The organism is Caulobacter sp. CCH9-E1 (genome assembly GCF_001556515.1).
Taxonomy (GTDB): domain Bacteria; phylum Pseudomonadota; class Alphaproteobacteria; order Caulobacterales; family Caulobacteraceae; genus Caulobacter.
The window spans coordinates 1-12833 of record NZ_LSJA01000140.1; the positions used below are offsets into that span (position 1 = coordinate 1).

General features: G+C 67.7%; 8 protein-coding genes, 1 tRNA gene and 1 pseudogene. 5 read left to right on the top strand and 5 right to left on the bottom strand.

Annotation, left to right across the window (positions count from 1 at the left end; all coding sequences use genetic code 11):
• A partial coding sequence (locus AX690_RS09445) for an outer membrane protein (RefSeq protein ID WP_066730334.1) occupies positions 1-815 on the bottom strand: 815 nt, incomplete at its 3' end.
• 259 nt (positions 816-1074) lie between these two features.
• Here AX690_RS09445 and AX690_RS09450 point away from each other — a divergent pair.
• Positions 1075-3066, top strand: coding sequence for a M10 family metallopeptidase (locus AX690_RS09450; RefSeq protein ID WP_066681223.1), 1992 nt, complete (start codon positions 1075-1077; stop codon positions 3064-3066).
• Positions 3067-3100: 34 nt separating this feature from the next.
• Here the strand turns inward: AX690_RS09450 and AX690_RS09455 are convergent, their stop codons facing one another.
• Positions 3101-4198, bottom strand: a complete 1098-nt coding sequence (locus tag AX690_RS09455) for an MBL fold metallo-hydrolase (protein WP_066681224.1) — start codon at positions 4196-4198, stop codon at positions 3101-3103.
• A gap of 140 nt (positions 4199-4338) precedes the next feature.
• Here AX690_RS09455 and AX690_RS23270 point away from each other — a divergent pair, with 140 nt between their 5' ends.
• Positions 4339-5688, top strand: coding sequence for a DsbA family protein (locus AX690_RS23270; protein ID WP_066681225.1), 1350 nt, complete (start codon positions 4339-4341; stop codon positions 5686-5688).
• Between the two features lie 72 nt (positions 5689-5760).
• Here the strand turns inward: AX690_RS23270 and AX690_RS09465 are convergent.
• Positions 5761-5835 (bottom strand) — tRNA-Val (locus AX690_RS09465).
• Positions 5836-5948: 113 nt separating this feature from the next.
• Entirely contained in the window at positions 5949-6305 is a 357-nt protein-coding gene (gene cpdR / locus AX690_RS09470) for a cell cycle two-component system response regulator CpdR (RefSeq protein ID WP_066681226.1), read from the bottom strand.
• A gap of 168 nt (positions 6306-6473) precedes the next feature.
• Between cpdR and AX690_RS09475 the strand changes: the two genes are divergently transcribed.
• From AX690_RS09475 to AX690_RS09485, 3 genes are all read left to right on the top strand, one after another.
• Positions 6474-7382, top strand: coding sequence for an N-formylglutamate amidohydrolase (locus AX690_RS09475; RefSeq protein ID WP_066681228.1), 909 nt, complete (start codon positions 6474-6476; stop codon positions 7380-7382).
• 642 nt (positions 7383-8024) lie between these two features.
• On the top strand, positions 8025-9857 hold the full coding sequence (typA, locus tag AX690_RS09480) for a translational GTPase TypA (RefSeq protein ID WP_066681230.1): 1833 nt from the start codon (positions 8025-8027) through the stop codon (positions 9855-9857).
• A gap of 394 nt (positions 9858-10251) precedes the next feature.
• Positions 10252-12624 carry a bifunctional diguanylate cyclase/phosphodiesterase gene (locus tag AX690_RS09485; protein WP_066681232.1) on the top strand — a complete coding sequence of 791 codons (2373 nt, stop codon included), beginning with the start codon at positions 10252-10254 and terminating at the stop codon, positions 12622-12624.
• Between the two features lie 131 nt (positions 12625-12755).
• Here AX690_RS09485 and AX690_RS23630 read toward each other — a convergent pair.
• Positions 12756-12833, bottom strand: a pseudogene (locus AX690_RS23630) (peptidase); the annotation flags it as partial.

Consider the following 12833-nt stretch of genomic DNA (forward strand, 5'->3'; position numbering starts at 1 on the left):
GGCGGGGGCGGCGGCGGCGGCGGAGCGCCGAACGTGTAGCGCAGGCCCAGGGTCACCGAGGTGTCCTTGTAGCGGCCCGAGAACGTGCCCACGTCGGTGATCGCGCCGCCGGCCGGACCGGCGTTCTGGGTCACCGAACCCCAGTCCAGCTTGCTGGTGCGCAGATAGCGGCCGGTCAGGTCCATCGACCAGTTGGTCGCGAAGTTCCAGCCCAGGCCGATGATGCCCTGCATGGCGAACGCCTGGTCGACGTCGTCGAAGCTGGTGTTCTGGTAGGTCGCGGCGCCGGCCGGGACGCCCGACAGCTGGCCGTAGACCTTGTTATGCACCCAGGCCGTACCGACGCCGGCGCCGATGAACGGGTTCAGGCCGGAATTCGGGGCCATGTCGAAGATGACATTGGCCATCAGGGTCGTGGCCTTCATCTTGCCATCGAGCTCGCCGCAGTCCGGAGCGGCCGGGCTACGGACCGCGCCGGGGGCGCAGAGGCCGATCGGCTGACCCGTTCCCGTGCCGTCCACGCCGGCCAGGCCGGCGCCGCGAGCGCTCTTGATGTCGCTCGGGCGGTAGCCGTACTCGGCTTCCACGCGCCAGTTCGGCGTGAACTTGTAACCCAGGCGACCAAAGGCGGCCCAGTCGTGGTCGCTGCCGAAGTTCCACTGATAGTTGTTGGTGGAGGTCGCCTTGACGTCGTCAGGCTCGTGATAGCCAACGTCAGCACCGACGTACCACCCGCTCGTGGCGCTTTGGGCCAGGGCGCCCGAGGCGGCGCTTAGCGCCACCGCCGCTACGCCGACCAGCAACCGCATGTTCATTGCTTTACCCTCTACTTTGGAATGTCGCGGTCCCGACATGTTCCTCGAGACCCAGGACGACAAACGCACTCGGAGCGGATTTGGGTGTTGCCCTGAGGACACAGAATGGGGCGAATTGTGAAATCAATGCGACCCCACGCCACGATCCGGCAGCGCTTAGCTTGGCCGGAAAACTGCGCGCTCTTGTCGCAAGATCCTGAGATTGAAGGAGAAATTCGATTTGCCCATACTCCCTCTCAGGGACGGGCGGAGTACGGTCTTGAGCATTGAACCTTTTCCTCTGGCCCCCGACGATTTCGCGTCGGTCTCCGGCGGCGAAACGCTAAACGCCTTCGTCAACGCCGACTCCCGGACCGGCATGGTGGCCGGCAAGACCAGCCTGACCATCGCCCAGGCCGCCTCCCAGCTGCTGCGCGGCGAGCCGGGCTGGTCCAGTCAGCTGGAGCAGGCGGCGACGGTCACCTACGCCTATCGGGCCAATGCGCCGACGACGATGCCGGGCGACGCCTCGGGCTTCTCGACCTTCAACGCCGCCCAGATCGCGCAGGCCGAGAAGGCCCTGGCGGCCTGGGCGGATGTCGCCAACATCACCTTCGTGCGCGTGGGCGAGGGAACCTCGGGCGCGAGCGCCTACAGCGACAACGCCGCCATCCTGTTTGGCAACTACAGCTCCGGCCAGGACAACGCGGCCGCCTTCGCCTTCTTTCCGGGCAACACTTCGCCCACGAACCGTTCCGGCGACATCTGGCTCAATTCCACCCTGAGCTACAACACCAGCCCGACGGGGACCAATTACGGCGGCATGGTCATCGTGCACGAGCTGGGCCATGCGATCGGCCTGGACCATCCGGGGGACTACGACGCCGCCGCCAACACCACCCTGACCTACGCCGCCAACGCCGGCTATTACGAGGACAGCCGCCAGTACACGGTGATGTCCTATTTCAGCGAGAGCAACACGGGAGGCTCCTTCAGCGGCGTCTACGCCTCCTCTCCCCTGCTGGACGACATCGCCGCCGCCCAGTTGGCCTACGGCGCCAACATGTCGACCCGCACTGGCGACACCGTCTACGGCTTCAACGCCAACGCCGGCCGCGACTGGTTCAGTGCGACCAGCGCCTCGAGCAAGCTGGTCTTCGCCGTCTGGGACGCCGGCGGGACCGACACCCTGGACTTCTCCGGCTACAAGGTCGCCCAGACCATCGATCTGCGGCCGGGCTATTTCTCCAGCGTCGGCGGCCTGACCGGCAATGTCTCCATCGCTCTGGGCGCGACGATCGAGAACGCCGTCGGTGGAACGGCGGCCGACACCATCAACGGCAACAGCGCCGCCAACCGCATCATCGGCGGACAGGGCAATGACACCCTGGACGGCGGCCTGGGCGCGGACACCACGGTGCTCTCCGGCAAGATCGCCAACTACGCGGTCACGGCGCTTTCGACCGGCGGCTGGCAGGTGAAGGACAACGCCGGGAGCGACGGGACCGATATAATCGTCAATATCGAGAGCTTGGTCTTCGCGGACAGTTCCATCTCGCTGGTCGACAGCCGCGTCGCGACGGCCATGGGCGGCCTGTTGCGCCTGAAGCCGCTCAGCGTCGGCGCCGAGACCCTGGCCAAGAGCCTGGCGGCCGACATGGCCGCCGGCGGAACCTATGCGAACGCCATCGCCCAGGTGATCAAGACGGCGGACGCGACCACTTCGGTCGCGGTGATGTCGTACCAGTTCTTCACCGGCCGCACGCCGACGGCGGCGGGCATGGACTATCTGATCGCCCCCGACGGTCCGAACGCCAACAACCTCAACAGCGCCTATTACCAGACCTTCGACTACGGCAACCGCTACATCAACTTCGCGGTGAACCTGGGCAAGGCCGGCGAGGGCGCGACGGCGTTCGGCGCGAGCTATGGCGCGCTGACCCTGACCGACGCGACGCGCAAGGCCTATGCGGCGATCTTCGGCCTCAGCCCCACCGACCAGAAGCTGCATGATCTGCTGGACGCCAGCTTCGTGCTGAACGGCCAGACCATGACCCGGGCCGACTACTTCGCCTATTACGGCCAGGACGGCCTGAACGGCCAGGGGACCAAGGCCGCCATGGTCGGCTGGCTGCTGGGCGAGGCGGCCAAGGCCGACGTCGGCGTCTACGCCAAGTCGCTGGCGGCCTTCTATGCCGACGAACTGACCCGCGAGGTGTTCGGGGTCGACCTGATCGGGTCCTACGCCAAGCCGGAATACAATCTGACCTGAGGCGCGGCGCCTTGCGACCGACGCCGCCTGGACTTCAGAACCCGAGCGCCTTGAGGCGGTTGGACCATCTGACCTCGGAGGATCCGGCGGGGAGTGACGCGAAGTCGCCGTCGCGCCCCACGCGCATCGGCCCGCCGAAGATTTCCTTCGAGCGTCCCAGGAAGGGTCCTTCCAGCGCGCGCACCGGCAAGGGCGGTATCACGTGATAGAACAGCACGGCCTTGGCGCCCGCAGCCTTGGCCTCGCGCGCCACCGTCTCGGGCGGGGTGTGATAGGTCAGGATGTCCCTGAAGATGTGGGCGTAGTTGCCGCGGCCCGCCTGCTCGGCGACCGACTGCTGCATCGCCACGAGATTAGGCGCCAAGCCTTCGTGGACCAGAAGGTCGACGTTCCTGGACGCGCGGACAAGGCGCTCGGAAGGTCCCGTATCGCCGCTCACGACGACGCTGCGGCCCTTGTACTCGAAGCGATAGCCCACGGCCCCCTCCACCGGGGCATGAGCCACCGGAAAGGCCCAGACCTTCAGGTCGGGCTTCTCCAGCACGAGGACGTCCGGGCCGTCGGCGGCGGCTGAGAAGACATGGGGATCTCCCCCGAACCCCGAGGGCGGGACCACCGCCACGCCGTGATGGGCGATGCGGTATCCGCGGTCGGGGGCGTAGGCCGCCTCGAAGCCGTCCACCACGCCCTCCAGCCCCGGCGGGCCATAGAGCGGCATCGGCGCGCGCGCCGCGCCGCCGGCCCAGTGCTGCAGCATCAGCTCGCCCAGGTCGGCGATATGGTCGGAATGATAGTGGGTGATGAAGGTGGCCGCGACCGAGGCCGGCGGCAGGTTCATCAGCAGAAGGTTACGCGTCGAGCCGGATCCGGAGTCGACCACGAAAAGATCGCGCCCCGCGACCACCGCCACGCAGGGGCCGGCTCGCGTGGGATCCGGCATCGGCGAGCCTGAACCGCAAAGACCGACGTGCAGGCCGTCGGGCAGGCTCGCCAGGGGGTCCTCAGCCACGGCCAGGGCAAAGGCCTGACGCATGCCAACCAGCGCCAGCCTATCGCGAAAAAGCCATGCGCCGCCGAGGCCAATGACGACGACCAAGCCCAGCGCGCCCAGCCCGATCCAAAGTCCGCGCATTCTCGCCTCCTCCTTTTTGGCCATAGAGGAACATAATGGCATGCATAGTGCCAATAAATTCCACAATGGGGTGGAGGCTTTCCCGCGGCGCACGCCCCTCATGATCGCGAGCCACCTATTGACAGTCATGATGTCAATAGATGTCATTCAAGTCCGGCCTCTCGGAGCTCACGCCCGTGTCCATGCGCACCCTGATCCTGAAAAGCGCGACGACGCTCCTCACCAGCCCCATGCGCCGCCGCATGGCCCGCGATGGCGCGGCCCTAGCAGCTCGCCTGCGCGGCGAACGCTCGACCGTCCGGTACTTTCATCAGGCCGACGACCCCTATTCGCATCTGGCCGCGCAGATGCTGCCGCTCTTGCGGGCCCGCTACGCGGTGGAGATCGAGGTTCATCTGGCCCCGCCCCCCGAGGATTCCGCCGCGCCCGACCGCGAACGGTTGCGAGGCTATGGCTTGCGCGACGCCGTCCGGCTGGCGCGGGCGCACGGCCTGGAATTTCCGTCCAACCCCGCCCTGCCCGCGCTGGAAGCGGTCTTGCGCTTGCAGGCCATCCTGGCGCACGCGCTGGACCGCGACCGCTTCGACGCGACCGCCACGGCGGCGGGGAACGCGCTGTGGTCGGGCGACATGCGCGCGCTGGAGGCGATGGCCGCCCTGGACGGCGCCGCCGAGCCTGGCCTCGCCGACCAGAGTCTCGCCGCCGGCGAGGCCACGCGCCGACGCCTGGGCCACTATCTGGGCGGCATGTTTCACTTCGAGGGCGAATGGTTCTGGGGCGTCGACCGCCTCGGCTGGCTCGAGCGTCGCCTGGCGGACCGCGGCCTGGACCGAGAGCCCGGCGCCCGACCGCTAGCGCCGGCGCTGGAGCCGATCCTCGGCGCGCCGCCGGCCGGATCGCCGCCGACCCTCGAGGTCTGGTTCTCGTTCCGCAGCCCTTATTCGTGGCTTGTCATGCCCCGCATCCGGCGACTGGCCCGCGCCTATGGCGCACCGCTCGAACTCCGCCCCATTCTGCCGATGGTCATGCGAGGCCTGGCCGTTCCGCGGATCAAGACCCTCTACATCGCCTTGGACGGCAAGCGAGAAGCCGAACGCCTTGGCCTGCCTTTCGGCGCGATCGTCGACCCGGTCGGCGCCGGCGCCGAGCGCGCTCTGGCCGTCCTGCATCACGCCATTCCGCTGGGCCTGGGTCAGGAATTCGCCGAACTGGGCCTGAAGGCCGCCTTCGCCGATGGGATCGCCCTGGCCGAGGACAAGGGCCTGTTCGACGTCGCGCGCCGCGCGGGACTGACCGACGCCCAGACCGCCGCCGCTCTCGCCGATGAGACCTGGCGAACCCGCGTGGAAAGCAATCGCGCCGCGCTCCTCGACGCGGGCCTTTGGGGCGCCCCAACCTTTCGCGTCAGCGGCGGGCCCGCGCATTGGGGGCAGGATCGCCTCTGGATGCTGGAGCAGGACATCCGCGCCGCCATGACGCCAGCGATTTGACGCCGGACCGAAGTCCGGTCGTCTAGCGACGCGAGCCGACGGCTCGTGAACCCTGAAAAGAAAGGAGGAGGATGGTGGACGCGACAGGGATTGAACCTGTGACCCCTACGATGTCAACGTAGTGCTCTCCCGCTGAGCTACGCGTCCGCCGAAGCGATCCGAAGCGTCTTCGAGAAGACGTCCTGGCCGGGAAGGTGTGGGGGTATAGCGGCGGCTTGGCCGGCGCGCAAGCCGCCCGAAAACTTTTTTCGGATGGTTTTTTAGGCGGCCATCATCTTCTCCACCTCGGCGACCAGGTCGCGCAGGTGGACGGGCTTGGACAGCACCTTGGAGCCGGCCGGCGCGCGGTCCTGCGCCGACAGGGCCACGGCGGCGAAGCCGGTGATGAACATGATGCGCAGGCCCGGGTCGCGAGCGGCGGCCTGGCGGGCCACCTCGATGCCGTCCATGCCGGGCATGACGATGTCGGTCAGCAGCAGGTCCCAGTTGGTGTCGAGGTGCTGGACGGCTTCCTCGCCGTCCGCGCAGGCCGTCACTTCGAACCCGGCGCGTTCCAGGGCGCGGGCCAGGAAGCCGCGGAGAGAGTCGTCGTCTTCGGCGAGGAGGATGCGGGCCATGAGGTCACGTGTCCTGAAGATTAAGAAGTCGTAGCGACGGCCACCTTAGCAAGTTCAGCGTAAATCGGGGATGAACCTAAACGTCGCGGCTGTGGACGGATCGGTGGGCGGCTTGATCGTCGACAAATCGCCGTTTGACCCAGGGGACGCGCGCTTCGATGATGGGCCATGAGCGTCGCCCGGCCGATCCCGTCCGAAACGCTGGAAACCCTTGCCGGGCCAGCCTTCGAGGTGTTGCGCGCCGCGCCCGCCGGCGCGCCGCCGCCGACCGCCCTGGTCTTCGCCTCGCCCCATTCGGGCGAGGTCTATCCGCCGGACATGGTCGAGGCCGCCCGTCTGCCGGTCGAAACCTTGCGCGCCTCGGAGGACGCTTTCGTCGATCGGATCATCGCCGGCGCCCCCGCCCTGGGCGCGTCGGTGATTCTCGCCCGCCTGGCCCGCGCCTATGTCGACCTGAACCGCGAGCCTTGGGAGCTGGACCCGTCGATGTTCGACGAGGCCCTGCCCGACTACGCCCAGGGCCGCACCGCCCGGGTGGCGGCGGGACTGGGGGCGATTCCCCGCGTCGCCGGCGAGGGACGGCCGATCTACGCCCGCAAGCTGACCTTCGCCGAGGCCCGCGACCGAATCGAGCTGGCCCACCGCCCCTATCACGACGCCCTGGACCGCCAGCTGGCGGCGGCGCGGGCGGCGCATGGGGCGGCGATTCTGATCGACTGGCACTCGATGCCGGCTGCCGCCGCGCGGGGCGTAAGAGGCCGGGGCGGGTCGTGCGACATCGTGCTGGGCGACCGTTTCGGCGCGGCCTGCTCACCCAAGCTGACCGGCCTGGTGGAGCGCGAGCTGGAAGGCATGGGCTACCGCGTCGCCCGCAACGCGCCCTACGCCGGCGGCTACACCACCGAGCACTACGGCCGCCCGGCCAAGCGCACCCACGCCCTGCAGATCGAGATCAACCGCGCGCTCTATATGGACGAGGACACGCGCGAGCCGACCGAAGGCCTGGCGAAGCTGACGGCGGACGCCGAAACGCTGACGCGGGCGCTGGCGGGGATGGATGTGGGTGAGTTGAAGTAGCTCCCTTCTCCCCTTGCGGGAGAAGGTGTCGCCGTCAGGCGACGGATGAGGGGTCGAAAGATCTCTCCGGCAAGGGCGGCGCAACCCCTCACCCGGCGCTGCGCGCCCCCCTCTCCCGCAAGGGGGAGAGGGAAATCCCCCCAAAACCCCTCCGCCCACGCCGCGTTGTCGTGGATCAACGACGCCCGCGGCCGCTCAGGCCAAAAAAAAGCCCGGTGAAACCACCGGGCCAGTTCATTAGGGAGGAAACGCCCAGGAAGGGCAGAAGCGGCAGCGCCGCCTCACGGGATTGTTTATAGGGTGCGACGCAAAATTGGGCAAGCGAAAAAATGCAGTTCAATTCCTATTTTTCTAAGGGGGATTGGAGCAATGCCTTATGCGACAAGGGTTACGTAGGGTCGCCCAAAGAGAGTGCATCATTTTTAGTCATGCTGCGCCGCACAATCCGTTACAGCTGAAACCGTCTCTGTCGAGAACATCACGCAAAGCCAAGTCCGGTAAGGGTTTGGCGATGACACCGGTTACCCGCGACAATGCTTTCCGAGGGGTGGGGGTGGATAAATCGAGCGCAGTCGCGTAAAAGCCGCGCGCCTGACGCTTGACGCGTCATCCCCTATTCTTCCCGAAAGTCCGTCCGTTCCCATGAACATGCGAAATATCGCCATCATCGCGCACGTCGATCATGGCAAGACCACCCTCGTCGACCAGCTGCTGGCCCAGTCCGGCGTGTTCCGCGCCAACGAAGCCACGACCGAACGGGCGATGGACTCCAACGACCAGGAACGTGAGCGCGGCATCACCATCCTGGCCAAGTGCACCAGCGTTCTGTGGAACGGCGAGGCGGGCGAGACCCGCATCAACATCATCGACACCCCCGGCCACGCCGACTTCGGCGGCGAGGTGGAGCGGATCCTGGGCATGGTGGACGGCTGCGTCCTGCTGGTCGACGCCGAGGAAGGCGTCATGCCGCAGACCAAGTTCGTGCTGACCAAGGCGCTGAAGATGGGCCTGCGCCCGATCCTCTGCATCAACAAGGTCGACCGCGCCCACGCCGATCCGGACCGTGTGCACAACGAAGCCTTCGACCTGTTCGCCGCCATCGGCGCCACGGACGAGCAGCTGGACTTCCCGCACATCTACGCCTCGGGCCGCTCGGGCTGGGCGACGCTGGACCTGAACCAGCCGAGCGACAACCTCGCGCCCCTGTTCGACCTGATCGTCCGCCACGTTCCGCCGCCCAAGGTCGCCGAGAACAAGGACAAGCCGTTCCAGATGCTGAACGTGCTGATCGAGTCGGATCCGTTCCTGGGTCGCCTGCTGACCGGCCGCATCGCCAGCGGCAAGGCCGTCCCCGGCATGGCCATCCACGCCCTGGACCGTAACGGCAACGAGATCGAGCGCGGCCGCATCACCAAGGTGCTGGCCTTCCGCGGCCTGAAGCGCCAGCCGGTCGACGAAGGCGCCGAGGCCGGCGACATCGTCGCCATCGCCGGCATGAGCAAGGCCACCGTGGCCGACACGCTGTGCGCCATGGAAGTGACCGAGGCGCTCCCCGCCCAGCCGATCGACCCGCCGACCATCTCGATGACCGTCTCGGTCAACGACAGCCCGCTGGCCGGTCGCGAAGGCGACAAGGTCCAGTCGCGCGTCATCCGCGACCGCCTGCTGAAGGAAGCCGAGTCGAACGTGGCCATCCGCGTCACCGAGACCTCGGAAAAGGACGCCTATGAAGTCGCCGGCCGCGGCGAACTGCAGCTGGGCGTGTTGATCGAGAACATGCGCCGCGAAGGCTTCGAGGTGTCGATCAGCCGTCCGCGCGTCGTTTATCAGACCGGCGAGAACGGCGAGCGCCTGGAGCCGATGGAAGACGTCGTCATCGACGTCGACGACGAGTTCACCGGCATCGTCATCGAAAAGCTGTCGGCCCGTAAGGCCGAGCTGAAGGACATGGGCCCGTCGGGCGCGGGCAAGACCCGCATCCAGCTGCTCTCGCCCTCGCGCTCGCTGATCGGCTACCAGGGCGAGTTCCTGACCGACACGCGTGGCTCGGGCGTGCTGAACCGCGTGTTCAGCCACTACGAGCCGCACAAGGGCCCGATCGACCAACAGCGCAAGGGCGTGCTCGTCAGCAACTCGGACGGTGAAACGGCGGCCTACGCCCTGTGGAACCTGGAAGAGCGCGGCGTGATGTTCGTCGGCGCCGGCGAGAAGACCTACCAGGGCATGATCATCGGCGAGAACAGCCGCTCGGACGACCTGGACGTCAACCCGATGAAGGCCAAGCAGCTGACCAACGTCCGCGCGTCGGGCAAGGACGAATCGATCCGCCTGACCCCGCCGCGCCGCATGACCCTGGAACAGGCCATCGCCTATATCGAGGACGATGAGCTGGTCGAGGTCACGCCGAAGAACATCCGCCTGCGCAAGCAGGTCCTGAACCCCTCGTTCCGCAAGAAGCGCACGAAGGAAGACTAGTCTTTCCGGGTTCGTGAATGTGGCCGCCGTTCGCAAGGACGGCGGCCTTTTTTCGTTGGGAAATCATCCCTCTCCCCCTGCGGGAGAGGGTGGCCCCGGCGAGAGCCGGGGTCGGGTGAGGGGTTGCGCTCCGATATCCGGATCGGTTTCCCGACCCCTCATCCGTCGGCTTCGCCGACACCTTCTCCCGCAAGGGGAGAAGGAACTGGCGCGCGCCGCCCTATAGGGCAGAGCCTACCCACTTGCGGCGATGCGCGCGGTCACACTTAACCGCCAGTTTACATAAACGCCGGATATCTTCTCGCTTGGGGAGCGGACTGCCCCCGGGGGATCGGCACACTTGCGTTCCACGATCAGTTTCGTCGGTCGAGAAACGACCGCGCTTTTGTCTCGGATGCTGCCCGCCTTGCCAGAGGCGATGGCCGGCCGCGTCCGCATGGAGCAGGTGCAGAGCATCCTGCGCATGACGCCCGTCATGATGGGCGCGAACATCATCATCGCCATACTGGTCGCCTTCGCCGGCCAAGGCAGTCCTCACACGGACGGTCTGACGCTGTGGGCCTGCGCGGTCGTCGCCTACGCCTTGCTGGGCCTTCGCGGCTGGGTCGCCTCGCAACGTCGGCGCAGCCCCAACAAGGCTGTCTCGGCGCGCGGCGTGCGCCGCATCACTTGGCAGGCCGGCGTTCTGGGAAGCTTGTGGGCCATCCTCCCGATCCTGACCATGCCCGCCGAACAAGGGTTCAAGGGCTCGATGCCGATGATGGTCGCCTCGGTGATCGCCGGCATGATCGGCTGCGGCGGCTTCGCCCTGCTGACCCTGCCGGCCGCGGCCATCGCCTATTCGACGCCGATGACGCTGGGCGCGCTCTTGGCGCTGTCGACCAGCCATGACCCGATCCTCTACGCCCTGGGCGGCCTCTTGATCTTCTGCCACGCCGTGGTGGTCGTTTCGTGCCTGTCCCACGCCAAGATCTTCGTCGACCGCCTGGTCGCCGCCGAGGAGCTGGAAACCCAGCGCCAGGTGGTCAGCCTGCTGCTCAGCGACTTCGAGGAGGGCGCCAGCGACTGGCTGTGGGAGGTCGACGCCCTGGGCCGCCTGACCTACGTCTCGGACCGCATGGTCGCCGCCGCCGGCGTCGAGCGCGCCAGACTGCTGGGCCAGCCGATGTCGGACCTGTGCGGCGCGGCCGAGGGGCCCGACGGCCCGGTCGCCGCGCTCTCGGCCCTGTTCGTCGAGCAGAAGACCTTCCGCGACGTGGTCGTCTCGATCGAGGTGGGCGAAGAGACCCACTGGTGGTCGCTGTCGGCCAAGCCGATCCACGACCTGGACGGCCATTTCACCGGCTTCCGCGGCGTGGGCGCCGACATCACCCAGGCCCGCGAGGACCAGGCCCGCATCTCGCGCCTGGCCCATTACGACGTCCTGACCCAGCTGCCCAACCGCCTGTCGTTCCTGCAGGCCCTGAGCCGCGCCTGGACCGAGCACGGCCGCGCCGACCGTGAGCCGCGCGGCGCCGGCTGCGCCGTGCTGTGCCTGGACCTCGATCACTTCAAGGGCGTCAACGACAGCCTGGGCCACCCGATCGGCGACGACCTGCTGGTCCAGGCCTCGGCCCGGCTGCGCGACTGCGTGGGCGAGATGGGGCTGGTGTCCCGCCTGGGTGGCGACGAGTTCGCCGTGGTGGTGGCTCCCTCGCCGGGCGCCGAGATCCTGGGCGAGCTGGCCCGGGGCATCGTCGAGAGCCTGTCGCGTCCCTACGACGTGCGCGGCAACCACGTGCTGATCGGCGCCAGCGTCGGCATCGCCGAGGCCCCGCTGCACGCCGACGATCCGGACGGCCTGCTGAAGAACGCCGACCTGGCCCTCTACCAGGCCAAGGGCGACGGCCGCGGCGCCTACCGCTTCTTCGAGACGTCGATGGACCTCTGGATCAAGCAGCGTCGCGAGCTGGAGATGGACCTGCGCGACGCGCTCGACAACGACGAGCTGAAGCTGTTCTTTCAGCCGTTGATCGGCCGCGAGGGCGGCCGGGTCACCGGCTTCGAGGCGCTGCTGCGCTGGCAGCACCCGCGCCGGGGCCTGGTCGCGCCGGGCGAGTTCATCGAGTGCGCCGAGCAATGGGGCCTGATCGGCAAGATCGGCGAGTGGGTGCTGAACGAGGCCTGCCGCACCGCCGCCAGCTGGCCCTCGCCCCTGACCGTGGCCGTCAACCTGTCGCCCCACCAGTTCGTGTCCGGCGACCTGGTGGCCCACGTCCGCAAGGCGCTGAAGGCCTCGCGCCTGGCCCCGTCGCGCCTGGAGCTTGAGATCACCGAGGGCCTGCTGCTGCAGGACAGCGCCAAGATCCTGGAGCAGCTGGCGCAGTTGAAGAAGCTGGGCGTGAAGATCGCCATGGACGACTTCGGCACCGGCTATTCCAGCCTGTCGTATCTGTGGCGGTTCCCGTTCGACAAGATCAAGATCGACCGCTCGTTCGTGGCCGAGATGCAGGACAACGCGGCCATCGCCGACATCCTGCGCACCATCGCCCTGCTGGGTCGGACCCTGAACCTGGAGGTCACCGCCGAGGGCGTGGAGACCATCGACCAGGCCAGGCTGCTGGCCGAGATGCGCTGCGACCACTTCCAGGGCTTCCTGTACGGCCGCCCCATGCCGGTCGGCGACATCCCCAGCTTCCTGCTGGCCGCCACGGCGCGCCAGATGCGGGGTTGGCGCGTGGACGAGGACTGGGACGAGGACGACTGGGACGAGGCGGCGGCGGGATAGGCGGCGCTTAGCGCCCTCCCAATAAACACCCGTCATTCTCGTCCTGAATTGAGGGAATGCGCCATCACCGACAAAGCCGGTCGCCGGCGCCGGAAGCAGACCCTCCGATCTTCTGCTCGGGGTGGAGGGCGGACCAAATCCTCCCCCCAGCGGGGGAGGTGTCGGCGAGGCCGACGGAGGGGGAAGAAGCCGGCTCGGCAGGAGTTCCC

Bases quoted from the DNA above. Each gene is read 5' to 3' on its own strand.
- AX690_RS09475 (WP_066681228.1), top strand. From the start codon at position 6,474: ATGAGCGTCGCCCGGCCGATCCCGTCCGAAACGCTGGAAACCCTTGCC.
- AX690_RS09455 (WP_066681224.1), bottom strand. From the start codon at position 4,198: ATGCGCGGACTTTGGATCGGGCTGGGCGCGCTGGGCTTGGTCGTCGTC.
- typA (WP_066681230.1), top strand. From the start codon at position 8,025: ATGAACATGCGAAATATCGCCATCATCGCGCACGTCGATCATGGCAAG.
- AX690_RS23270 (WP_066681225.1), top strand. From the start codon at position 4,339: ATGTCATTCAAGTCCGGCCTCTCGGAGCTCACGCCCGTGTCCATGCGC.
- AX690_RS09485 (WP_066681232.1), top strand. From the start codon at position 10,252: ATGCTGCCCGCCTTGCCAGAGGCGATGGCCGGCCGCGTCCGCATGGAG.
- cpdR (WP_066681226.1), bottom strand. From the start codon at position 6,305: ATGGCCCGCATCCTCCTCGCCGAAGACGACGACTCTCTCCGCGGCTTC.